Annotated in this window: 16 protein-coding genes; all 16 read right to left on the minus strand. The window is 44.4% G+C overall.

Annotated features, from left to right (window positions below; all coding sequences use genetic code 11):
• Nucleotides 1-87: 87 nt before the first annotated feature.
• The 16 genes from NI000_RS12335 to NI000_RS12410 all read right to left on the minus strand — a co-directional run bounded on the left by NI000_RS12335 (nucleotide 88) and on the right by NI000_RS12410 (nucleotide 23,758).
• Complete coding sequence (locus tag NI000_RS12335; protein WP_253410897.1) at nucleotides 88-726, minus strand: phospholipase D-like domain-containing protein; 639 nt, start codon at nucleotides 724-726, stop codon at nucleotides 88-90.
• A gap of 43 nt (nucleotides 727-769) precedes the next feature.
• Nucleotides 770-1,648 carry a hypothetical protein gene (locus tag NI000_RS12340; RefSeq protein WP_253410899.1) on the minus strand — a complete coding sequence of 293 codons (879 nt, stop codon included), beginning with the start codon at nucleotides 1,646-1,648 and terminating at the stop codon, nucleotides 770-772.
• Between the two features lie 895 nt (nucleotides 1,649-2,543).
• Nucleotides 2,544-4,130 carry an extracellular solute-binding protein gene (locus tag NI000_RS12345; RefSeq protein WP_253410901.1) on the minus strand — a complete coding sequence of 529 codons (1,587 nt, stop codon included), beginning with the start codon at nucleotides 4,128-4,130 and terminating at the stop codon, nucleotides 2,544-2,546.
• 57 nt (nucleotides 4,131-4,187) lie between these two features.
• Complete coding sequence (locus tag NI000_RS12350; RefSeq protein WP_253410903.1) at nucleotides 4,188-5,066, minus strand: carbohydrate ABC transporter permease; 879 nt, start codon at nucleotides 5,064-5,066, stop codon at nucleotides 4,188-4,190.
• Nucleotides 5,067-5,083: 17 nt separating this feature from the next.
• On the minus strand, nucleotides 5,084-6,025 hold the full coding sequence (locus NI000_RS12355; RefSeq protein WP_253410905.1) for an ABC transporter permease: 942 nt from the start codon (nucleotides 6,023-6,025) through the stop codon (nucleotides 5,084-5,086).
• Between the two features lie 38 nt (nucleotides 6,026-6,063).
• Nucleotides 6,064-7,641, minus strand: a complete 1,578-nt coding sequence (locus NI000_RS12360; protein WP_253410907.1) for a glycoside hydrolase family 3 protein — start codon at nucleotides 7,639-7,641, stop codon at nucleotides 6,064-6,066.
• A gap of 92 nt (nucleotides 7,642-7,733) precedes the next feature.
• On the minus strand, nucleotides 7,734-8,915 hold the full coding sequence (locus NI000_RS12365) for an ROK family transcriptional regulator (RefSeq protein ID WP_253410909.1): 1,182 nt from the start codon (nucleotides 8,913-8,915) through the stop codon (nucleotides 7,734-7,736).
• Between the two features lie 229 nt (nucleotides 8,916-9,144).
• Nucleotides 9,145-10,137, minus strand: coding sequence for an aldo/keto reductase (locus NI000_RS12370; protein WP_253410911.1), 993 nt, complete (start codon nucleotides 10,135-10,137; stop codon nucleotides 9,145-9,147).
• A 42-nt stretch (nucleotides 10,138-10,179) separates the two neighbouring features.
• On the minus strand, nucleotides 10,180-11,571 hold the full coding sequence (locus NI000_RS12375; protein ID WP_253410913.1) for a carbohydrate binding domain-containing protein: 1,392 nt from the start codon (nucleotides 11,569-11,571) through the stop codon (nucleotides 10,180-10,182).
• Nucleotides 11,572-11,824: 253 nt separating this feature from the next.
• Complete coding sequence (locus tag NI000_RS12380) at nucleotides 11,825-12,709, minus strand: AraC family transcriptional regulator (RefSeq protein ID WP_253410915.1); 885 nt, start codon at nucleotides 12,707-12,709, stop codon at nucleotides 11,825-11,827.
• 238 nt (nucleotides 12,710-12,947) lie between these two features.
• Nucleotides 12,948-13,778 (minus strand): family 16 glycosylhydrolase, encoded by an 831-nt coding sequence (locus NI000_RS12385; protein WP_253410917.1) that lies wholly within the window; start codon nucleotides 13,776-13,778, stop codon nucleotides 12,948-12,950.
• 306 nt (nucleotides 13,779-14,084) lie between these two features.
• Nucleotides 14,085-14,777, minus strand: a complete 693-nt coding sequence (locus NI000_RS12390; RefSeq protein ID WP_253410919.1) for a Crp/Fnr family transcriptional regulator — start codon at nucleotides 14,775-14,777, stop codon at nucleotides 14,085-14,087.
• Between the two features lie 142 nt (nucleotides 14,778-14,919).
• A complete protein-coding gene (locus tag NI000_RS12395) occupies nucleotides 14,920-17,496 on the minus strand; it encodes an Ig-like domain-containing protein (RefSeq protein ID WP_253410920.1) in 2,577 nt (858 codons plus the stop codon).
• A 120-nt stretch (nucleotides 17,497-17,616) separates the two neighbouring features.
• Nucleotides 17,617-18,099, minus strand: a complete 483-nt coding sequence (locus tag NI000_RS12400; protein ID WP_253410922.1) for a protease inhibitor I9 family protein — start codon at nucleotides 18,097-18,099, stop codon at nucleotides 17,617-17,619.
• Nucleotides 18,100-18,164: 65 nt separating this feature from the next.
• Nucleotides 18,165-19,946, minus strand: coding sequence for a flagellar filament capping protein FliD (fliD, locus tag NI000_RS12405; protein ID WP_253410924.1), 1,782 nt, complete (start codon nucleotides 19,944-19,946; stop codon nucleotides 18,165-18,167).
• 23 nt (nucleotides 19,947-19,969) lie between these two features.
• Nucleotides 19,970-23,758: an S-layer homology domain-containing protein gene (locus NI000_RS12410; RefSeq protein WP_253410926.1), complete on the minus strand. Its 3,789-nt coding sequence runs from the start codon at nucleotides 23,756-23,758 to the stop codon at nucleotides 19,970-19,972.
• Nucleotides 23,759-24,673: the final 915 nt, after the last annotated feature.

A 24,673-nucleotide genomic window follows, 5' to 3' on the forward strand; every position in this document is an offset into this window, starting at 1 on the left:
AGCAGCTTTTTCATTTGACCCTCCAATTATCGAATCATCACCACAGTAAACTTGTCACGGCTTATGCCGCTGGTGTCTTCTGTCGTTTTATTTCGCAATTTTCTTCTCAATCGGCTTGAAATTTTTGGTATCATTCCACATCTTTTCGAATTGATCCGAGAAGGTGTTAGCTGCTCCTTCCTCCCGGATCACAGCCAGAACCTCATCGTTCGTTGTGCTGGCGGGCTTGGAATAATTGTATGAGCCTGTTGTAACGACCTTTTTGTCTGCGATCGTCACCTTTAGGTGCATTAGGCCGTTATGACTGTTGACCTTCGTCGGAATCTCTGCACTGCCTAAAATCTTCAATGCCTCTTGTTGCGCCTTTCCCTCAGACTGCGTTTTGTCTGTAATGACTCGCACTGTAACCCCCCGCTTCTTTGCATCTCGGATAGCTGCTACTATATCCGGATGTGTGATGCTGTAGATTGCAATGTCTAGTGTCCCCTTGGCCGAGTTAATCACATCAATCAAAACCTTTTCAGGGTGCTGATCAGCCCTTGTAAAGGCATATTTTACGTCCGCAGACACTAACTGCTTTACAGGTTCCTTTGCGGAAACAGATGTTTGTGGACCCGGCTCGGTTTTATGCACTGGCGCCGTAACTTCTTTCTGCGGTTCTGCCTTCGTACAACCTGAAATCATTAGTATAGCTATGAGTGCGAACAGTCCGAAATACTTTTTCATTGTCTATTTTCCCCTAGGCTTTTTTCAACACTGTGTAACAATTTTATCCTTTATATATGATTTCATCTTTATATAAGATTTTATTATATTGCTCCCATAATGGATCGGTCTGGGAAGTTTTACCTTCCCTTCTGAGCTTGGAGATTTGATTGTACAATTCCTCCAACTTCTTCAACTCATCTTTGCTTAGAGAACTAGGGAAGCCTTTCTTCTCTTCCTGAAAAGATGGGATTTCTTCGTATTTACCAAGTAGGTCGTTATATTGAATGTCTAAGCTATCAATTTCATCTTGCAGCTTCCGAGCCTTTTTAAAGAGAGCTTCCATTTTTGACAAGTCAGGCGAACTAATCGATTTAGGCAGATTTTGTCTTTCTTCATCGAATGAGTTTACCGGGATAATATGGACTGGCTCTTTTGATCCATAATCGAGAATAGGCCCAGGCTCTGTTGATGCATAAGGATCTAAGATTTTATAATATTGCTCCCACAATGGATCAGTCAGAGATGATTTTCCTTCCTTTCTAAGCTTGGAGATTTGATTATACAATTCCTCCAACTTCTTCAACTCATCTTTGCTTAGAGAACTAGGGAAATCTTTCTTCACTTCCTGGAAAGATGGGATTTCTTCGTATTTACCAAGTAGGTCGTTATATTGTCTGTCCACGCTATCAAGTTCATCCTGCAGCTTCCGAGCCTGATTAAAGAGAGCCTCCATTTTAGACAAGTCAGATGAACTAATTGATTTAGGCAGATTTTGTTTTACTTCATTGAATGGGTTTACCAAGGGAATTGGGGCAGGCTCTATTGATGCAACCGGCATAATATGGGCTGGATTAGAACTAGGCGCACTAAAAACAGGGATAGATAGCATTGAAGCTGACAGGCTAAGTACAACCGATGCAGTAATTAATTTTTTCTTCATAGGTTTTTCCTCCTAATTTGGGTTTTGGCGACTACATATCATCACCGAACACAGTGACGAAAGTGCTATGGCAAATGTTGCACATTGATAATTAAAAAATTTTTTTATCGTGCACGCCGGCGGAAAGATTCCGTTTGCCTTGCGTCAAGTATTCCCCATCCTCCTGTGTCGCATCTGTCCCGTCTGACAAGAGCTGGGGATCATAACCTAATACGTTTGTGATACGAAGCGGATGGTGGCCTTTTATCGCACGGCTTCTATGACGGCAATATTCTCCTATGCCTCCAGTTTGCCCAATTCCACCTCCAAGCGGTACATCCAGGATTCGAATCCCGAGAAAGTTGCACCCGACGGAACAACCTCGATCAATAAATAATTTAATTTTAAATCCCCTTTCCATCATTACTTATACAATTAAATTCAAAAAATCTCAGTGACTTTATCACTAATAGACCTGTTTAATCAGGTCCTTACACCTTTCTGGATGTCACTGTTTAAATTTCATGCTGTAACTTTTCTGCTACATTTATTCATCCGTCATACTTTATTTCGATTAGACAGTTCTATCCATAATTTACCGAAACGAATCAAGCTTATGGACAAGAATTCGCGTTTGATCTGAAGTATGCAGGGAAGACAGGAAGATGGTACGTTTAAATAAAAAAAGCCCTTTCTAAATTTCGAAGGGCTTCTATAACCTAATTAATAATTCTACGAATACCAATACGGCTAGCGGCCCCATATGGCCCATATCGTGACTCGTAACAATCAGCTTGGTGATCGAATCCAGCCGAAGTCGCAGGAGATGGCCGCTTTTGAAAAGTCACCAAATCCGGATACCGCAGTCGACAAGAATCACCTCGCGTTCGTCTTGAAGCAGCACCGGCTACACGCCCTACTTCTTTAACTCTTTATACTTGTCGTAAGCTCTTTTTTGAATGCTTTCCAGCTTATCGTAGTTCATCGATTTGACTTTGGCTACGTACTCATCAAATTTACTCAGCGGTTCTTGACCGATAATAAATTTGCTAAGCATGCTGTCGACATACGTATCGATCTGCGTCGTAATCTTGTTATACTCGTCGAAATCGGCATCGGTATATTTAAAGGTCGGTGCCGGGTCGGCGAACAGCTTATTATCCATATAGCTGAACAGTTGTCGGCATACGTCCGGACTGGAGCAAAGCGCTTTCTCATACCGCACATCCTGACGGAATCCGATCAACGCTTGCGTACCGATTCTCCACAGCGCTTTCCGCGGCCCGTCCGGATTTTTCATAATTTTTTCCGTATAAACGAGCACTCCGTCCGCCCCTTTGGTATACGAATCGCCCTCGACGCCGAAGTTCAATAAAATCTGGCCTTCTTCGCTGTATACATAATCGAAAAGCTTCATTGTCGCTTCCACATTTTTATTACTCGCGCTGATCCCCCACGCCCATGGAACGGTAATAAGCTGTTGACGACGGGTTGATGCCTTATCGCCTTTGTGAAGAACCGGAGGTTTGGCTACTTCAAAATGGAACCCGGGAATCTTCTTCGCTTCCGGCATATCGTTGAATTCGGACAAAAACCCGATCCAATGGTTGGTAGCTCCCACTTTATCGTTAAATATGGCGGCTTTGAAATCCTGCTCCTGCCGGGATAAAAACTCTTTATCGATCAGTCCTTCACTGTACCATTTATTCATCGTCGCCAAATACTCTTTGGCGCGCGGATCGATCGGCGTAAAAATCAGCTTATCGTTTTCTACTTTCCAGCGGTTGTGGACATTCAGGTCGATCCCCCATGCATCGGCGAAATTCAAATAATACTTATCATCCTGGCCGCCAACCGAAGAAAACGGAATTTCATCGTTCGGATTGCCATTCCCATTGGCATCCTTCTCTTTGAACGCTTTCAACATGTTGTACCAATCGTCCATCGTTTCGGGCATCGGCAATCCGAGCCGGTCAAGCCAGTCCTTGCGAACGAGCGGTCCTTCCGACGTGCGCACGGCGGATAGCATCGGGATGGCATAGATGTTGCCATCAAACGAGACCGTTTGAATTTTGGCTTCCGGATCGTCCATAAGATGCTTTTTGATGTTGGGCGCCGATTTCGCGATAGGATCGTTTAACGGAATGAATGCTCCGGACTGGCCGTATTTGTTGATGTCGGTGATGCTGCCGGATACGATATCCGGGTATTGCGCCGAAGCGATCATGACCGGCAGCTTCGTTCTCATGGTCTTGATATCCCCTGTTGTGAATTCAAAATCAATGTTTAACCTTTTCCCCAGTTCCTTCCATACCAAAGTTTCGTTCGTATACAAAGCATCTGAAGTACGGCTGGCAATAAAGACGCTCAGCTTAGGCCGCTTTCCGTCCGACGCCGGAGCGTTCGCGCCCGAATCTGCCGTATCCGAATTGCTGCTGCATCCCGGCAGCGATGTCATTGTGAGCGCTGTCACAATACTGAATACGATCCATTTGGAGGTCATTTCCATCCCCGTCCCCTTCTCTTGTTAGCTTAAGATTCTACATTGAACACGACATATTTAACTTTTTATCGCTCCAATCATCACACCCTTTACAAAGTGTCTTTGCAAAAAAGGATAGATGAAAATAATCGGAGCAGAGGTAACGACAACAGCCGCATATTGAATCGTAATCGGCAGAACCCCCGAATCGGACGTGAGCGCAAGCTGCATCTCTTTATCGAAGGAGCTGTCGCGGATAATTCTCACCAATAACGCTTGCACCGGCAGCAGCGACTCCCGGTTCAGCAAGATCATCTCCCAGAAAAACGAATTCCATTTGCCGATCGCATAATACAGCCCGATTGCGGCTAACACCGGCTTCGACAGGGGAAGCACAATGCCGGCAAAGATACGCAGATCGTTTGCCCCGTCGATTTTGGCGGACTCCAGCAGCTCCTTCGGGATGCTGTCAAAATAGCTGCGGACGATAATGATATAGAACGTGGATACAGCTGCGTAAAGCAGAACTCCCACTCGGGAATCCAGCAGATGCAAATTTTTCATCACCAGATAGAACGGGATCATTCCGCCGCCGAACCAAAGAGTAATCGCAAGGAATCCGGTAGCGATTCCACGAAACTTCCAGTCCTTTCTCGTCAGCGGATAAGCCGCCGTTGTCGTTAATCCCAAGCTAAGCAGCGTTCCGCATACGGTATAAAACAACGTATTGCCATAGGCTACAAAGATGCCTTTGTACGTTAACACCGTTTGGTAGGCCGCCCAATTCAGTCCTTTCGGCAAGAGCAGCACTTCATTGCGCATCACGCTCCCGATATTGCTGACCGACAAACTGACGACATAAATAAACGGATATAGCGTTACGATACATACTAAAATAATGAAAGCATAGACAATCAGCGAAAATAACCGGTCTCCCGCTTCAACCCTGCTCTTCATGACTTTCCTCCTCTGCGCTACCAAAGCGATGTGCCGTTTGCTTTTTTGCTTAGCCAATTGGCGCCGAACACGAGAACGAAACCGACGAAGCCTTGGAATAATCCGATCGCGGTGGCGTAGCTGTAATTGCTGTTCAACAACCCTTGCCGGTATACGTAGGTGTTCAGCACGTCCGCCGTTTCGTATGTAGTCGGATTATAGAGCAGCAATATTTTTTCAAAATCGGCGTTCAGCATATTGCCCAAGCTTAGGATAAGCATAATCAAGATGGTCGGAACCAGACTCGGAAACGTGATGTAACGTAGCTGCTTCCAGCGGTTCGCGCCGTCGATTTTGGCTGCTTCGTACAGTTCCGGGCTTATTCCGGACAAGGCGGCGAAGTAGATGATGGCCGAGAACCCCGCTCCTTGCCATATCCCGATAACGACGTAAATCGTCCGGAAATATTTCGGATCCTGCAGGAAGTAGATACTTTCAAAACCAAGTATCCCAAGAAAAGCATTCACGACCCCCGTGCTGGGAGAAAGAAACGTAATCGCCAGTCCGCAAACGATGACGCTGGAGATAAAGTAAGGTAAATAGCTGATCGTTTGCGCCACTTTTTTGAACAAAACCGATCTGATTTCATTAAAGCAGAGAGCCAACAAAATAGGGACCGGAAATCCGAAAAGCAAGCTGTACAAGTTTAGCAGAAACGTGTTTTTCAGAATTTGCATAAAATAAGGATCGGAAAAGATTTCTTGGAAATTTTTAAATCCTACCCATTGGCTGCCGAATATCCCTTTGACCACATTGAATTTTTCAAACGCAATAACTAATCCGAACATGGGCCAGTACGCGAATAACAAGTACCAGACCAGCGTCGGTACAAATAAGAGGTACAGCCATTTGTTCTTGATCAAATCGCTCTTCCATTCCAGGATGCCCGGCTTTTCCCCAGATGCATTCGCCGCCTTCACACGTTCGACCCCCTCGTCATCCCCGGTAGTAATCAGCCTTATCTTCGTTTTGCCGTATCCATCAGATCCTCATGACCTTCTTTGGTTGAACCTGTCTGAGTGAACTTTTCGGCAAATGCTTGCATGCTCTCGTTGCTGGACGAGCAAATGAGAACAACCGTTCCCTGATCCGGCAAAACATCGGCATCGTACGGGTTACGAAGCACCAAACCAATGTGCGGCTTCAAACTGGCGCAATGCTCCGCTAAGGCCAATTGGCCCTGAAACATATGCGCGTTTCTTGTCACCTGAATGACCGCATCCGCATGACTGATTTTGCGTCCTACTTCGATACGCTCATCCTCGGTCGGGTTCATCGAAATGTAAATAATTTCCAATTTGATCCCTTTTTCAAGTAAATACAACTCCAGCATAAGCGGCTTGTCGAACGTCGTATCCGCTTGGGTAAGCCGCTGCATCCTAGGCACGATCAGCACATAACTTCGATCATCAAGCGGAAGCTGCCCCAACGGGTCACGGTGAACGACGATAGACGCTTCTGAGATATGAGCGGCCAATGGGGCCCACTCGGATTTGGGCACAACCTTGGCCCGCTCTTGACATTGCGCCATCCGTTCCTGAAATTGCAAAATCCGGCGTACCGATTGGTCGATACGCTGCTCGGAAATGGCTCCCGACCGTACCGCGTTGACAATACCTTCAAATACGCGTTGCTGAAACTCCGGCGTATGACACATCAATATTTGATCGTTACCGGCCATAACTGCCAGTACCCCGATCTCTTCCGGGGCATAATTGCTTTTGATGGCCTGCATTTCGATATCGTCCGTACACACAAGACCATCAAAGCCCAACTTGCCTCTCAGTAGCTCTTCGATAAAAAAGGGAGACAGCGAAGCCGGAATTCCTTTTGACTCCGGAATGTTCGGGAATACGATGTGGGCTACCATGATGGCGCCGACGCCCGCCTCTATCGCTGCTTGGAACGGGCGTAAGCTGCAGTCCTGCAGCTGCTTAAGCGTCAGGTCGCATACAGTAAGCGCTACGTGAGAATCCGTGGCAACATCGCCGTGGCCCGGAAAATGCTTCACGACGGACACGACGCCTGCCTCTTCCATCCCCTGAACGAAAGCTTCCCCATACCGGGCTACTTGTTCCGGATCTTCGCCAAAAGAACGCACGCCAATGACGGGATTAAGCGGGTTGGAATTGACGTCAAGCACCGGAGCCCAGTTCAGATTAAACCCCAGATCACAGAGCTGGCTTCCTATCAGCCTCCCTGATAAATAGGCCAAGTGGGGATCGTTCGCCAAACCGATTGCGCGGTTTCCTGGCACCGTAGGGAACAGCTCGGAGAAATTGGATAGCGACCCGCCTTCTTCGTCAATTGAAATCATAAACGGTATCTTGGAAAGCAGTCGAGCTGCGGCATGTTGCTTTAGATCGCCGATCAACCGTTTGATTTGAGCTTCATTTACAATATTGTGCGGGAACAGCCCCATTCCTCCGTAAGGGAATGACTTGAGCCGTTCTTTGAGCACGGCATCCGCTTCCGGCAAGCCCGTGCCGACAATGCACATGAGTCCGATTTTTTCCTCCAACGATAAAATGCTCACTACCTCTCACCTTCTATCGAATTAATCACTACAATCATTTTATTTGTACACCATACGTAATAAATATTTAAAAAAAAAGATCGGCACGTCTATCACAAATAATCCTCAAATATTTTATGAAGCATAATTGTCGATGCGCCGATAATGAAATTTTTCTCACCGAAAGTTGCTTGAACGAGCCTGCTTTCGTCGAAGGGGACCACGAACGGAAATTGCAGCAATCTCGTCTTTAGTGCTTTCATAAATTTCTCAGACCGGTTGATCCATCCGTAAAGAACAACAACTTCCGGGCTCATGAAGCTGATGACTACCGACAGCAGCGTATGCACAAAAAGAAAACATGTCCGTTCGAGCACCTCTTCGGCCAACGCTTCCCCTTTGTCGTACATAGCGAGCAACTCGTCGAACGATTGCGGAATCTTCTCGGCATTTTGCCGGCATGCCAGATTCTGAGCCTTCAACAAAATAGCCGACTCGGTCAGTATCGTTTCGATACATCCAATTTGACCGCAATTGCAAAGCTGGCCCTCCGGCTCGACGAAGATGTGTCCGATTTCGCCTGCAGCGCCTTTATAGCCGTTATACACTTTTCCATCGATGATTAGCCCCATACCAATCCCGTCATCCAGAGACAGGAAAGCCAAGTTGTCTGATCTTCTTTTGCCGCTGTAGTATTCGGCGAAGGCCGCTGCCTTGACGTCGTTCACTACGATAACCGGATAATCGAACTCCCGACGCAGCATTTTTTTTACTTCCAGATTGTTGATTTTAAGCAGCGTCGACATGACGATCGTTTCCCCGTTTTCGTCAATGATGCCGGGGGTTGCGACGGCAATGCCTTTCACTTCTTGTTCATCCTTCACCACACCCGATTCCAGCAAATGATTGACGGTGCCTTTGAGGAAATGAAGCACTTGATCATTGCCCTTGCATACCTGCTGCGTATATTCACAAACGATTTCATTCCTGAAATTGACAAGCGCCCCGCTGAAGCGGTTATTTCCTAACGAAATCGATATGATGTAGCCTTTGTCGCGGCTAACTTCCAAAGCAATGCCTCTCCGCCCGGCACCCGGAGACGACTTCTCGCCAACCTCGACGATCAAGCCTTGATGAATCAGTTCATCAACCAGAGAGGAGACCGTCGTTGCACTAAGTTTGGACCGTTGGGTGATTTCCGCTCTGGACAAGCTTCCTTCCCGAAGCAGCATATTGAGAATTAGCGAACAATTTATTTTTTTCATTAATTGCAAATTGCCTTTAATTACTTTCATCGTGAATCGGTTCCTTTCACAATTGTACGTCCTTATTTAGCCTATCTTAATACTAGCCTCATTGCTTAGTAATTTCAACAATTCAGCGATGACCATAAGGAACCGATATGTTTCCCTCCCCGCTGTTTCAAAATTTGAAGCCTGTGAATCCCCCAAAAATCCCGCGCCTTTAGCACAGGACACCCGCCCCACTTCCACCGCTAAAGGCGCGTTCGTGTGACAATCACGCTTACTGCTCCAAGATGGCATTGATCGCTTGCAGTTCTTCCGACGTGAAATCCGGGTTATTCAGCGCCTTGACGTTTTCCTCGATTTGCTCCACCCGGCTTGCCCCAACCAAAGCAGACGTCACTCTGCCTCCGCGCAGCACCCAGGCAAGCGCCATCTGCGCCAAGCTTTGGCCGCGCTCCTTGGCCAGTTCGTTCAGTTGCCAAATCTTCGCCAATTTCTCGTCCGTGATATGGTGCTTTCTTAAATGGGCCACCGGCTTTGCCGCCCGCGAATCGTCCGGAATGCCTTCCAGATACCGGTTCGTAAGCAGCCCCTGTGCGAGCGGACAAAAAGCAATCGTTCCGGCGCCCCCGGTTTCAAGTACATCCTGCAGCCCGTTTTCGATCCAGCGCTCAAACATTGAATACGACGGCTGATGAATGAGCAGCGGCGTACCGAGCTCCTGCAAAATCCGGATCGCTTCCGCCGTCTGCTCCGCACTATAATTGGAAATGCCGATATACAGCGCCTTCCCCTGTCTGACAATCAGATCGAGCGCACTCATCGTCTCCTCGAACGGCGTATCCGGGTCGGGACGATGCGAATAGTAAATATCCACATAGTCCAGCCCCAAGCGCTTCAGGCTTCGATCCAAACTGCTGACCATATATTTTTTCGAGCCCCATTCCCCGTAAGGCCCAGGCCACGCATCGTATCCGGCTTTCGTGGAAATGACGATTTCATCCCGGTAGGGAGTTAGATCGGATTTCAGTACCGCCCCCAGTACCTGTTCCGCCTTAAGCGCCGGCGATCCGTAACCGTTCGCCAAATCGAAATGCGTAATTCCCAGATCGAAGCTGCGCAGCAGGATTTCCCGCGCATTTTCATAAATATCTCTGCCGCCGAAGTTGTGCCACATCCCAAGCGAAATCGCCGGAAGTTTAAGTCCCGAACGTCCGCAGCGGTTATATTTCATATTGTCGTAACGATCCGATGCTGCAAGAAAAACCATTGTTCCGTCCCCCTGTTTACCTGAATTGGAACCACTTGCTTCTTACGTTCTAGGTCCCCATGGCATCGTGCGGTATGAAGTATAGTGATGAATTGCATAGCCGGCGTACGCTGCCGATGCGGAATAATGGGCTTGAACTTTGACCAGTTCCTGATTCATGTAATGTTCTCCTTCTTGATAAAAAGTCACGATCTGCGGGTCACCCGGAACATCGCCCGTTTCAACCCCAATTATGACTTTTTTTCCGGCAGTTGTGGCGTAGTTGATCTCGTTCTGGGCATGTTCAATAATACCGTTAGGCCCTACGGCAAAATCGCGATAATCCATGATCGTAATATAGTCCATCCGGTCGATGATATGTTTATACAGTTCTTTGTTCACTCCGTTGTAAGTGACGGAAACCGTTTCATACCAGAAAGGGATATCCCCCGAGTATGTCATATTCGAACCGGCATCGATCAGCATTTGTTTCGACTTGCGGGCAAGCTCCAAATAATCGACCGATAACGATTGCTTGTTCTGCTCCCAATCCTGTAATGTGTACGGTTCGTTGTCATGGTGAATGCCATCCAGTTTTTCGTTTGCTGCAGATGACGCATTATAATTCAGAACGTCCTGAATCCGGGAAAGCGGAATACTGTGATTAGCGGCGCGCACCCATTCGGATGCCCCATCCAGCGACTCCACTCGAATGCCTTTTTGATGAGCGCTTGCGATCAATGCGCGGTAATAATGCGGATAAGCGGTCAGATAATTAACATCTTTGTAATACCCGGTATTCACATAAAGGAGGTTGATGCCTTTGGAAAGGGAGAAATTGATCAACGCTTCGCGATTAGCGGCGGTTGCAATATCGGAAGGCTCCCATACCCACATCGCTTTGCGGCCTGTTCCAATACCGCCAGGGTCTCCCGGACTTCCTTCCCTCACTAGCCGGATGTCATCGACATAGGCGTATCCGTTCACGTTCGGGTTTTTGTATATGTACACCTGAATCTGCGTTGTGCCGGGGACAGTCGTGAAACTGAGCGTCTTCCCGGTATACGTTGTCGTATTGAAAGCAAGCTCAAATTTCCCGCCTCCCAGTTTCGTTCCGCTGCTGTTCATACAATCGACTCCGATTAACGCCGTTTCTCCGCCTGTGCTCACTCTTCCGCTGCCGCTCAACGTATAAACGGTCCCCTCCGAAATTCCGGAAACGATCTGGCCGCCTCCACTCTCGCCGGTTCCCATTCTCGCCGCTTTGCTTCCGCTTGCTACCGGATCGGTGACGATGCTCACGCCTCCCCAATTGGTCCAATGGCTCAAATCTTGTTCGAAGCCGGGATTGACGATTAAATTCGATGCATCCGCATATCCTTTATGGCTAGCCTCCGCGGATACAACCGCGGCGCAAAGCAGCGTAAAGCATAGTACGATTCTCATCCATTTCATGAACATAGGAACACCCCGCTCTAGTTTTTGTAAATCCCTTAACCGACTTCTAATGTTTAATTATTTTGTTTAGTGTCCTTATTAAATAAAGTTGGCTCCTCCATCTAATAAAGCTAAGCAATGATTCAACGAATAATACTAAAAACTTTGACACTCACCTCCCGCATAATTAGTAAGGACACCGTAATAATTATATCTTATTCTCGTTTTATGAAAGCGTCAACATTTTTTTTTATGTGGTCATGACAACATCCTACTTTGCAAGCAACCGTCGTCTTGCTTCCCGCGGGGAAAAACCCGTTCTCTGTTTGAACAACCGGTTAAAATTAGATAAGCTGCGAAAACCGCATTCATGCGCGATGTCGACAATTTTGCGGTCTGTCGTTTCCAAAAGCTTGGCTGCGTTTTCCAACCTGATTTGGATCAAGTATTCCAACGGTGAAGTCCCTACGGTATTTTTGAAGATCGCGCTGAATCTAGAAGGGCTCAAGTAAGTAAGCTCCCCCAGTTCCTCAATCGTCCACGGGTAAGCGAACTGCTTCTCCAGTATGGAAATGATACGGCGCATCTTATCCAGTTGGAAACTTCCAACTTTTTCATAGCATGCAATGGCTTCGTTGTCCAATTGGAAATAACGGTTCACATACGCCAAAAATCGCAACAGATTCGCACGAACGACCGAGACGTACGAGGCATGTTTGTTCTGATGTTCGGCTTGGATGTCTAGCAAAGTCATACGAAGTAAGTCCATGCTCGGGTGACTCCGGTCCAGCAGATTCGTAAATCGTCTGCCCATCTCCGTATAGGGCAACAAAATGTTCGGGTCGTATCGCAAGTCGCTCAAAAACCACGAAGCATCAAATGTAATGACTAGTATGATCAAATCGCTATTTTCATAAGCACAGTGCAAATCGTTGGAATTGATCAGCAAAATGTCTCCTTTTTCAAAATCAAACCGCTGCCCATTTATTATATAGTAACCAGTCCCTGACTTGATCAAATTGATCTCTAGTACGTCATGCCAATGCGGTTTTTGGTAAAGCACCGTTACCCCCACCGTTTCAGCGACGTAAATGGGGTAAGCCTTGGGAAGCAGGACTTCCTCGCGAGGTATCATTTCAGTCCGAATATTCACCATTCTGCTTCACTCCTCTAAAAAAGTATTTTATTCAAAGGATAGTGAAAAAAGCAAATACTTTGGAAGATATTATGACTTTAATAGAAGAAGAAGGGAAGCATCCATAGACTAAATTACATTTGATCCTCGTCAATTGATCTTGGGGGTTACCCACCCTCTACATCCGATTCATAAATAAGAATGAAGGCAACCATTGAAAAGAGGCCGCCTTCCGACAAATCGACAATATCAGGTCAATTCAAGTAGCTTTCATGTTCAGCCCTTTGCCATGGCCGTGTTGAAGATCAGGAGCCGGAATATATTTAATCCAGTCGTAATAAGCTCTGACCGGTGTGCCAGGGTATATGAACTTCCCGGTCCAGTTTTCGGCCTGTCCTGCACCTGACCACAGGTTGATCATAATTTGGCCCGGGTTCGTTGGTAACTTTCCTTTTGACCCGGTTTCTGTATGGACAAGCTTTCCGTCTACAAACCATTTAATATATGTAGGAGACCATTCGAAGGCGTAATCATGGTAATCAAGTGAAGCATCAAACCCAAGTTGGATTCGTTCGCTATGGTTACCTTCTCCGTCTGTGAAATAGTTCGTCTCCATTATCGTCGTGTCCTTACCGAGAATTTCAATGTCAATTTCATCATTTTTACTGGTGTCTCCATCTTTCGCATAGTAAGTGAATAAGGATGTGACCAAACCATCGCCTTTCGCTACCTTGATTCGGGCCTCGACCCGCCCGTACCCATATTGTGCTTTCGTTGCATATTCGCCCGAAGCGTAGTTTTTGTTTGAGCAGCCTCCCGGGCAACCTACATCGTCCAGACGGAGCGCAAAAAGTCCGTTTTCGTTTTTAAACTCGATATTGGAGGCTTTCCATCCGACTCCAAAATCATCGCCGTTCGCCCGATCATCGGAAACTGTAAATAACTTGTCATTTTTTTCGGCTAACGGTTCATAGAAACCGCCATCGCAATACCCAAAAACAGAGTTAGGCAATACCAGAGCAGCACCTAGCATACAAATAGCCATTAGCCGCTTTATTGGTTTGCGGTATGTTTTGATTCCCTTTTCCATGGATATAACACCTCTTTCATGTAGTGGTATTCAAACAAACGATCGGACTATAACATGTTACTTTTCTCATCACATCCATCCTCCGTGGCCAAATATGCTTTTACTTTCGGCTTTACATTATTTATTGTAACCGCTTTCTAAATCAGAAACTTCTTCAATTCCTCTGTATAGTTATATTATTTTACTTTTTTTCAAATATTAGTTTATATATTAGGAGTCGCCATAGTTAGGGAAGAGTAGGTAGGCGGTATTGCCGCCCCTCCCTCCCCCAACAGATCATAGAGCTACCGTTGATACAAAGTTCTATTAGTCGGTAACCGTATGTTCACGGCAATCTTTATTCAACAGTACTAACAACTTCCGATGTTGAATGTGTGTAATCTGACCTCGCTCTAAACGCAATAATCCCTCTTTCTCCATCGACTTTAGCGTCCGACTGATTACTTCGCGAACAGTCCCCAGTTCAATTGCTAAAATATCGTGTGTAATGGCGAGTGAATCGTTATCGTTACTTGTTTTTTCTATCAAATATTTGCTAATACGAGTGCGTATTGACTTAAAGTTCATGGTCTCGATCAAATTGGACAAATTATTAAGATGAAATGCGAACGATCTTAATATAAATTGGCGAAATCCTTTATATTTGTCCATCCATTCTTGTGAAATCTGAATTGGAACGATCAGAATTGTAGTTGGCTTCTCAAAACAAGCCCAAGCTTCAAATTCACTACGTCCTAAAATGCCCGCTGCCATTAAGGGACTGCACTCGCCGTTGCTGATCCGAAATAAAGTGACTTCTCTCCCGCTATCGCTTAGTTTGTATATTCGGATGGACCCTTCCAAAATTAGGGCTGTCGATTTCAGAAACTCCCCTTCATAAACAACAGAGTTAACAGGCAATGAGACAATGGAAATCCCCTCTTCTTTCCATTCTTCCGGAGAAATATCAGCGAGAAATGGGAAACGAGTAATCACATCCTCGATCTGATGCTTTTGCATACTGCAGCTTTACCTTCCTTTGAACAAGATGACATTACAAGACTACCGAAAGGCTTATAAAGCTAGATATTTAGGTTAGACTGCATTCCCCTGCCTTCAAGAGATTCTCATTTGCTCCCTTAAAGGCAGTATCCGCCAGCGTTTAGTTGACATTCACCGCTACAATGGTACGTTTATTGCCATATGCCACGGTAATAGTCGCCTTCCCCTTCTCGACCGCTTTGATGAACCCGTCCTTTACGTCGGCAATCCGAATGTTTGATGAACTCCATAGTCCTGAAACTGTAACATCTTCTTCTGTACCGTCGAAGAATGTAGCTAAAGCTTTAACTCGCGTTGTTTCCCCCGTCTTCATTTTGACGGTGACCAAATCGGTTTTTAAATATTTGATGTTATCGACATCTATTGGAATCGAAACGCTTTTCCCCCCAAAGGTTGCCGTAATCGAGGTACTGCCTGAACTGTTCGCCTTAATCAAGCCTCCTTCGACTTCAACCAATTTGTAGTTGTTGGATTTCCATTGTGCTTGGGTAGACACATCTTTTGTGATCCCCTCAGCCGTCGTAGCCATCAATCGAACCTTGAATTCCCCTCCAGTCTTCATCGGGATATAACGTTTGTTCGGTATCAAATCCAGAATAGAACCAATCTCTACCGGAATCGAAACCGTCTTCCCGCCATATTTTGCTGTAATCGTCGCTTTTCCGTAGGCTAATGAAGTGATGCTGCCTTTTTCTACTTGGACGATTGCCGGATTACTAGAGGCCCACTCTGCCGTATTCGTCACATCTGCGGCCTTTCCATTCTCATCCATAGAGGTCAATGTAACCGTCCGAGTTTCTCTCAAATCTAACGTAATAAAGGAAGGGCTTGCCTTTAACACACTGGCCATATCGACCTGAACAGTGATCGTGACTGTCTTGTTGTCAACTGTCGCACCGATCTTTGTTTCGCCAGAGGTTAATGCTTTAATCGTTCCCTCGTTTACGGTTGCGACTTGGGGATTAGAGCTGTTCCAAACAGCATCCAGGGTGGAATCTTTACTTCGTCCATCTGTATACGTAGACGTAACGGTAACCTTACGAGTATCCCCTTTTTTTAAAGCTAAGTTGGTTTCGCTAGCGGTCAAGTCTTTCAGTATGCCAACCGAGACATGAATTATGGCTGAACGGTTCCCGAACTTTGCAGTTACCGTAGCAGTGCCCGTTGCAACCCCTATAATCATACCGCGACGGACCTCGACAACCTGGTCGGAAGAAGAAATCCATTCTGCTTTTTGGGTTATATCCTCCTCTTTTCCGTCCGGGTAAACTGCTTTCAAGTTGATTTGTTCAGATTCTCCTATCTGCATACTAATCTTTTTCTTATTCGGTACTAATATATTAGGAATATCCACCAATACTTTTGCAGAAGTGCTTTTTCCCCCGTATTGTGCAGTTACGGTCGCTTCACCTGCTTTCACCGCACTTACTTTGCCGTTAATCACGCTGGCGATCGTTTCTTTATCTACAGTCCATTTGGCTTGGCTTGTTACATCTTCAGTACTACCGTCGCCATAGATGGCTTGTAACATAAGTTGTTCCGATTTATTCGAATTTAATGTAACGGTTTCTTTGTTCAGTTCCAAACGGCGGGGTACGTCTACTTCTACGATGACCGAAACGGATCTCTCGCCGTACTTCGCCTTTATCGTAGCTTCTCCCGATTTATTTGCACTAATTTTTCCTTTAATCACATAAACAATGCTCTCGTTATCAGATGACCATTCGGCACGATCGGTAATATCTTCGGTGTTCCCATTCGGGTAAGTAGCTGTCAATTTCAGCTGCTCCGTGGTGTTTTTCTTTAATAAAAGGTTTTGTTTGTTAACATCAAGCTTGATGGCGTTATCTACGTCCACTTTTATCTTAGCCGTTTTATTTCCGTAACTTGCGGTAATGTTCGCTTGACCGGGGCCGAAGCCGGTTATCTTGCCTTTCAATGCATCTGCGATACTCGGATTATCGGATGACCACTCGGCAATCTCCGTCACGTCTCTTGTCGTACCGTCAGGATATGTAGCGGTTAAATGGACCGTTTCGGATTGATTCAATAATAAGGAGACCCGGGACTTTTGAGCATCGACTCGTTTGACGATCTCCACGGCAAGCGGAATAGTTGTTGTCTGATTGTTATATTTGGCTGTAATAACACCTGAGCCGGAGCCTAATGCGGTTACTTTTCCATTAAAAACAGTGGCGAGCGAACCATTGTCGATCATCCATTCCGCTTTCATGGTCACGTCTTCAGAAGTACCGTCATCGTAGTAAGCTTTTAAGTTAATTTGCTCGGATTCGCCTTGGCGTAAATCAATTTTTTGTTTGTCTTTAATTAATGATTTGACACGTTTGGTAACCGTCACATTAACAATAACGGTCTTTGACATATAAGTCGCTGTAATGATGGCTTTCCCTTCTTTTTTGGCCGTAATCACTCCGGCATAAATCGTCGCGACGTCTGGCGTGCCAGAGTTCCAGTCTGTTTTAATGGTTACGTCCTCTGTTCTCCCGCTATCATAAACCGCAGTCGTTGTTAGCGTTGCCGTACTGCCGGCATCCATAGATAATTCGTTTTTATTTAGTACTAAATTTTTGATTGTCTCTGCGGCCGTTGCGCTCCTGGCATCAAAACCGCCTATAACCCACAACAAAGGTAACAATAACAAGATCACTCTCGACATTGTCAAATCCAAATCCTTTCACGAAAAATAATAAAATAATCGCCGCTGTTGGATGTAGCGACGATATGGAAATAACATAAATCCTACATGATTCATAAGACAATTTGATTATTCCTGTACTTATTGAGTAGTCGCGACATTGTCTAACTCAATAAATTTAACAAAATCAAGTTCTTTCATCCGATGAATTTGTTGTTTCGTTAGGTCCACTGCCAATCCTTTAAATTCTCCATCGTATTGAAATTTAGGGTTTAACACTCCAAACTTTTTGGATATTTCTTCATACGTTTTTTTATCTAAGGATTCATCTAGAACTACGATGCACGGATATTTTTGATTGGCGGGTTCTTTATTTAAAATATCGCTTAATTGGTTGGAAATTTTGTCCTTTATCGTTTTATCAATTGGCATTATTTTCACTTCGTCTTTTACATTATTTGTATGATCGTTTTTCATCGTTTGTTTTTTTTCAGCAAATTTCATCGCTTCCTTGGAGAATTGAACCTCATCGCGTTTCTTTCTATTCCATGCTGCCGGTAATCTTTCGCTTCGCATATTCTTATAGGAGCTTGCATTCATAAAACCATGCTTATTTACTTTCATATAAAGCACCTCTTCCTAATATAAAATGTTACGATAAACTTGGATGTCTAAGTCTATTTGGAAGACTACATTCTTTTAGATAACCATGAGAGATTTGCATTGCTTTTTTGGATCGCTTTTTCCATATTGGCAAATTTCGCATAATAGAAATCTTCTTTTTTCTTCATCTTAGATTCCAACGTGACGATTTTGCGTTCCATTGTCTTGTTCACTGCACCTAGTGTGGAGTTAATATCATCTTCTGCGGCTCCTGTTCGTCCAGCTTTCCTAATGAGCTCATTGGACGAGGAATCGATCTCATCGTACATGCGATGTGCAATTCCTCTTTGCTTCAACTTTTCAGCTGGAGGAAGTGCAGGATCGATTGGGTTATTCGTAAATAAAGCAATTGCCGATTCAGGTTTATCTGCCAACACTGCCTTCAGTTTTTTTTCGTCAATTTTTAACTTTGCGTTGTCTTCAAGCTTACTAGGGTTGAATGGCATTGTAGAAATACCGATTTTATCAAGCGAGTTATAATCCTTTGATATGCCTTCTACGGATTCACTCGTTATTTTTCTCAAGGTTTTCAAGGCTCTATAGACAATATCATCTCTTCGAATGAGACCGCTCTTCGCCTTTTCTTCCCACTGCTTAATGTCCGCCTCTTTCATGTCTTTCTTCTCGTCATCGCTCAGCGGATGAAATCCCCGATACTTGTCCTCGTTTAATCGCTTACCCATAAACTCGACCATCTCATTATACTTTGAGACAAAATTTACGATTTTGTTGTATAATGCGTCCGTATCTTTGGTAACCGATACGTTTACGACTGTCGATGGAGCTGTGGTCTGATTCAGTGTATAGGTTATACCCTCCTTCGTAAATGTATTGGAACGTTCTAAGTATTGAACACCGTCTATATTGACACTTGCGTCTTGACCATAAACGGAGTTGCTGTCAGCTAATTTCAATCCCGACAAAATCGAATTATCGGTCCCTGTTAGATCCACCTTAGCCGTGCTTCCAATATCCTTGGACGTGAAAGTCACTTTATCATTCGTCACATCGTAGCTCATACTAACGCCTGCGGGAGATGTATTGATTTTCGAGATCATGTTGGACAAAGAATCCCCAGGCAATATGGCTATGGATGTGCCGTTAATGACCAGTTTTCCGGACAAGCCCATTGCGGATCCCGGATTTAGTCTATTGGAGCGCTGACTTCCGGAAGGGAAGCCTAGGGAAGTCAACGCCGTACTACCTGTAGAATCTGTCAATAAAATTTGGCCTGTACCTGAAAATTTTAGCTGATCATTCCCAGAGCCGGTTAAGCTGACGGATATCGAGGAACCGAACGCAGCCGAGAGCTGCGCATTGATCTCATCTTTTAATGCGGCAGGCGTATAAGATGGATTCGGAGTCAGCGTAATTGTCTTTTTACTTCCATTGAAAGCAACTTCAAATTTATTATTGCTGTTGTTTATGGCAATAGTCGCAGCCAAGCTTTTTCCTATCAGCTCTCCGCTTATAGCCGAACTGCTGGATTTCACTGCCCCGCTTGCCAGTCGATCAACTACGATAGTGTGATTTTTTGCAGCTGCGCTACCATCGGAGGACACCGTTACTGCAGGATGCGTAGAGACTGCTTTGGTCGCTTTCCAATCACCACCGAGCCGCATATCGCCGAGAACGGATTTAAACCCGATTAGTTTGGCATTGACCTCACGATACAGACCCATCTTCCATGTATTAACGGTTTTCTGTTGATTAATTTTCGTTAACGGTGTACGTTCCGCTTTCATCAGGTCTTTCACCATTTTATCGATGTCCATACCTGAACTCATTCCGCCAATTCTCATCGGCATAGTAACACCCCCTACTATTTAACTCATTTTGGGAATTTCTTCTGCTGCTTCAATACACGCTCGAAAACAGCTGCCGCTTGAACACGTGTAAGGTTCTGACGAGGATCGAAGCGATATGTCTTTTTCTTTTGTCCCGGTAGCAGAACATTTTCTATGCCTGTAATAAATCCGGCTTTGGAGACCGCTTCAACTGACGCAGCAGCATAAATATCGATATCTTTCGCATCTGTAAATTGCTTTTGAAGGTTAGTTGTGGACTTGGCGCCATCGGAATTGATCTTCATCTCAGCAGCTCTTGCAATCATGACTGCCGCGTCCTGCCGCGTAATCGATTCGTCAGGCTTGAATCTGCCGCCTGCGCCACCTCGGGCGATCCCGACTCGTGCCGCAGTTTCGATATACTTGTAGTCATAAAGCGGATTACTGCTGCTAAATTTTTGTACATCGCTAAATGTCAAATTACCAGTATACTGAAGCGGAATATCGAATCCTTTGACAAGCAGTGTAGCAAATTCACCGCGTGTAATGGGTTCATTAGGCACAAAGAGTGATTGAAGCTTATTAAGCATGAATCCTTTGGAATACATGGTATCTAACGTATCCCGTCCCCACTCATGACTGGTGATATCGTTAAAACTATCGTACATATACATCACTTGAAAATAGCCAAAATGGTCGATCGGAGCGGTGATCGTGTTTTTTTTCGGATCAACAACCCCGCCAATGTTTTTCCAGGCCAAGGCTGTCATGCCCCGGTAATCCTCGTAAATGTCCAGTTGATATATCGTGACATATTTCCAAGCATCATCCCGCATTAAATTATCGTATTTTAATGTTAGTTTGCCGCGTTTGGACGGAACCACCATATTTTTAAGTTCACTCTCATTATTTTTTTGATAAAATCTCACGTTGCTGCTGTTCGGATCGATATTGTAAGGGTCTCGTCCAGAACCTGTCAGAGCTTCTTTCAGTTTATCCTTATCCAAATAGTCGTCTTGATTAATGCTCCCTCCGTTGATCCAGAAAAGCTTGCTGGCCGGACGGAATTTACCTGTAGGCTCTTGCAGGAAGAACGAAGCATTGTTGTCAGTATTGTAAGATTTGTTGACACGTCCGTCCTTCGCATTGGCAAGGCCGAACAGCAGCTTTCTATCGCTGGTCAAGTAGGGATTCGTCGCTCCTGGATCATTACGCATCAATTTCGTATCTTTCGGAAAATCAAGCTCAAGCTCCCCTTCGAATATTTTAATTTTCGTCTGCATCGGCAACAGCATCTGCGCTCCTTCCAACGCAGTGTTGACATTATTAACGTTAAAGCTTCCTTTGGTGCTTTCTTTGCCCCGATTTACTGTAAAGTTAATGACATTGTGACCTGCCTTTAAGTTCTCATAGCGATAATAAAAATAAGGCTTATTGTCGGAAGGATCGATTTTACTAAACACACGAATGTTTTTGTCAAAGGTAACGCTGTCCGCATTCTCTGCTTCTAACTTAATATCTACAAAATTGCCATTGACATTAGCCACTTCTTCCTTGTTCGTCTTAACGAGGATCGGCTCAATGATACGATACGGTACCGGCTCACGCGAGATGGTAATCGTCCGGGTTTCCGTAATTCCCGATTTGTTGGAAATCATAAACTCAAAAATAACGTCTCCTTGAAAAGGAAGGCTAATAATCGCTGTATTGATCGTGCCTGAAGACACACTATTCAAATAATTCTGTTGACCGCTCGCCGGATTCGCAGGATAAGCCCATCCGTTGCTGCTATCCCTGTTATCGAAAGTGACAAGCGGCTTGCCTTGAGCATCTTTTTTACGGACGGTCATTTTGATGCTGTCCGCATTAACGAACGATCCTACAAAAGAAACACTGTTCGAGTGTGTAACATACTTATCGTTCGTCTGCGCTTTCGTAAATTTATCCAAAGGATTTGGCAGAATGTCTCCTACAAATTGCGGAGTTGGCAGAGTAAACTTAAAGATTTCATACTGAACCGTCGTTACGATGCCACCATTTAATTTAAGATGAATTTTTATCGTGTTACGACCTTCTTTGAGCAATTCTTTCCCGTCGTTCGGCATCCAACGGCTATCTGCTTTATTTACGTCTAACATAAAGGTCGATTTTGCAGCAGGATCCCGGAAATCACTCGCCACTAATTTAGTTGCATATCCATTTACGGACACTTCGACGTTACCGTACTCTGAGGCCGGTAAGTTCATAATCCGTGCTTGCAAACAAGGCATTCCTCCCGTTCCGGGGTTGCAGTACGGTGTATCCGACGCAGCATTTTTAATAACCATATTGTTATAGAAGTTAACCGGAATAAGGTATGGCGCGCTTGTAATGACCAACGGAAAATCCAGCTTGCCGTTGTTGTTTCCATTAGGCATAACGGAGAGAGAGGTTTTACCATCCCGAACGCCTTCGAGTTGAAACTTCCATTTTTGTTGAGTACCATCCTGTCCGACATACGCTGCATTAATATCGGCAGCACCCGTGATTCGGGCAACGACACTGCCTGCCGGTGAACCAGAAGGCGGATTTATACCGGTTGTATAAACGTAAAACGTTGAAGGCAGCTCGCTAATTTCGTTATCCCCATTTTCATTAAGCACGACTTCGACGGGTTGATTCGTGACCTTATCTATGCCGAGATCTTTTGTAACTTTTGTAACATACGGTGCGTTTGGATCGAAGTAATTAAACGAAAACGTTTGTTGCGGTGCTTGACCGACTAAGCCACTTCCGGTATAAAAGGTGACAATCATTGTTTGTTTCCGATTTACAGGCAAGGTTAGAGGAATAGAACCAAGATCGTACACTTTATACAACGGAGTCGATTCGCTAGGGATTTCCTGAAGCACAGGCGCTTTTCCTGAAAAATAAACTCTCGTTGTATTTCCGTTAACTACTTGAATATCTGCATAAACATATTCTGTAACCGTCGTAGAACCGGGGATCAGGTTGACCTTCATTTTACCCTTCAGGTTCACCGTAGTTTGGTTCAATTGAGGAAACGGATCATTAATGAGCTTTTGTGTTGTGCCTCCGGCTTCCAAAGCTCCTTCAAATAGAAAAGGTTTGCCATTATTAAAAATAAATTTTCTTGTGGTCGTGTACATGTTCGTGTTGTTGCTGGCGACAATTTTAAAGATGTTGTCTCCGCCTTGCATATTAAAATCCGAACCCCGGTTTGGGATAAATGTAAAATCCCCGTTATTGCTGCGAAATGCACTAATGGAATTCGATTGGCCGAGCAAGTAACCTTTTACTGTTGTCGCATTCGGGGATTTTCCGGTAATGGTATAGGCCGATTGCGCGGGATCTTTCGGATACATTTTGTTATCTTCCATCGGTACGTCGTTAAATTTCAGATCTGTGATGTTTGTTGTAGGCGTAAATGTAATATAAGCGGGCTGGGAAGAAATTTTGCTTGCGTCTCCCATGACAAAGGTAACTTTATTGGTCCCTTCAGACAATTTAACGTTGTTGAACGTCAACTCATAAGGAGTCGTTTTTACTCCTTTATTGGACTTGTTCTCTACTGGTTTGCCGGGATTAGTCGTGACATTCTCAATTTCATAATAAATAGAAGCAATTTGATTATCGTTAATATTGTTAATTTCAACGGAGATATTCACCGTTTCGCTAGTAACGGGAGTAGGTTTAGTTGCCTCAGTACTGAACCCTTTAATCTTTATTAGAGCTCCCCCTGCAGCCATTGAAGAAAAAGGCAAAAATAGCGAACAAAGCATCGTCAAGATGACTGTGAAGACAATAACAATATGATTGGTAAGTTGTTTCATGAAAGTTCCTCCTTGAGTAATATGAGCAAGTTTTCTCAAATAAAAGCTGCTGCTTACAAAGACAAACACCTCCTCCATGAAGCAACTAGTTTTGCCTTTCGAACCAGGTTGAAAAGGTCTGACTTTGTAAATAAATTCACCTCTTGCACTATGACTATGAAAAAAGGTCTTATTTTTTTTCTGAACAGTCCATATAATTCCGAATAAAGATTATCATTACCAGCAAGAACAAAAAAAGCCGAGAAAATAACTTGATTATGCTCAATATGTATTCAATAAAAGAAATGTAAGAGTACAAAGTAAAGTTGCTCTTAATATTCATTACCTGGAAGGATAACAGAAAACCTAATTTTTCGGACAGTGTATTTATAAATGAACTCTTCTTCACTTTATTGGCTAAACATGAAGGTGTTTCGATTAGGATCAGTAAGTAAATGCAGGAATGATGATTCCAAGTACAGATTAAAAGCCATGTTATTGACCCGCTTTGCTATTAGACCTTACATTACAACAACTATTTTTTATATTATTCCATTCAAGAAAAGTTAAACAGTGACAAGGTCACAAAATACTTTATGTAGTACTAATATCACTTCCTCTTTTGCTGAGACAATAGATATTACCTGAAGAAATAAATAAAATCGAACCTGCCAGCATCATACACCATAGTTCTTTTGACCTTCATTTTCTCATCGAGAGTGTACCTCCATTATCTGTAATGTCCATGAGTCATTATTTTCCTCATGTCACTTGATACAAACGTCCTACTTAAAAAAAAGGTTGCAAAAAAAAATCTAACTTGATAAAAAAAATCTGAATTGAAGACTACAGACATATTCTAATTTCAGGAATTATATATGTTAGATTATCTGTCATGAAGTTGACCAATTGATCTCTTTTTCACGCTCGTTGAGT

This window comes from Paenibacillus tyrphae (assembly GCF_024158745.1).
Lineage (GTDB): Bacteria > Bacillota > Bacilli > Paenibacillales > NBRC-103111 > Paenibacillus_G > Paenibacillus_G tyrfis_A.

Excerpts from the sequence above, each read along its gene's own strand:
- NI000_RS12335 (WP_253410897.1), bottom strand. The coding sequence starts at position 726 with ATGAAAAAGTATTTCGGACTGTTCGCACTCATAGCTATACTAATGATT.
- NI000_RS12380 (WP_253410915.1), bottom strand. The coding sequence starts at position 12,709 with ATGGTGAATATTCGGACTGAAATGATACCTCGCGAGGAAGTCCTGCTT.
- NI000_RS12385 (WP_253410917.1), bottom strand. The coding sequence starts at position 13,778 with ATGGAAAAGGGAATCAAAACATACCGCAAACCAATAAAGCGGCTAATG.
- fliD (WP_253410924.1), bottom strand. The coding sequence starts at position 19,946 with ATGCCGATGAGAATTGGCGGAATGAGTTCAGGTATGGACATCGATAAA.
- NI000_RS12390 (WP_253410919.1), bottom strand. The coding sequence starts at position 14,777 with ATGCAAAAGCATCAGATCGAGGATGTGATTACTCGTTTCCCATTTCTC.
- NI000_RS12340 (WP_253410899.1), bottom strand. The coding sequence starts at position 1,648 with ATGAAGAAAAAATTAATTACTGCATCGGTTGTACTTAGCCTGTCAGCT.
- NI000_RS12400 (WP_253410922.1), bottom strand. The coding sequence starts at position 18,099 with ATGAAAGTAAATAAGCATGGTTTTATGAATGCAAGCTCCTATAAGAAT.
- NI000_RS12410 (WP_253410926.1), bottom strand. The coding sequence starts at position 23,758 with ATGAAACAACTTACCAATCATATTGTTATTGTCTTCACAGTCATCTTG.
- NI000_RS12395 (WP_253410920.1), bottom strand. The coding sequence starts at position 17,496 with ATGTCGAGAGTGATCTTGTTATTGTTACCTTTGTTGTGGGTTATAGGC.
- NI000_RS12370 (WP_253410911.1), bottom strand. The coding sequence starts at position 10,137 with ATGGTTTTTCTTGCAGCATCGGATCGTTACGACAATATGAAATATAAC.
- NI000_RS12345 (WP_253410901.1), bottom strand. The coding sequence starts at position 4,130 with ATGACCTCCAAATGGATCGTATTCAGTATTGTGACAGCGCTCACAATG.
- NI000_RS12350 (WP_253410903.1), bottom strand. The coding sequence starts at position 5,066 with ATGAAGAGCAGGGTTGAAGCGGGAGACCGGTTATTTTCGCTGATTGTC.
- NI000_RS12375 (WP_253410913.1), bottom strand. The coding sequence starts at position 11,571 with ATGAAATGGATGAGAATCGTACTATGCTTTACGCTGCTTTGCGCCGCG.
- NI000_RS12365 (WP_253410909.1), bottom strand. The coding sequence starts at position 8,915 with ATGAAAGTAATTAAAGGCAATTTGCAATTAATGAAAAAAATAAATTGT.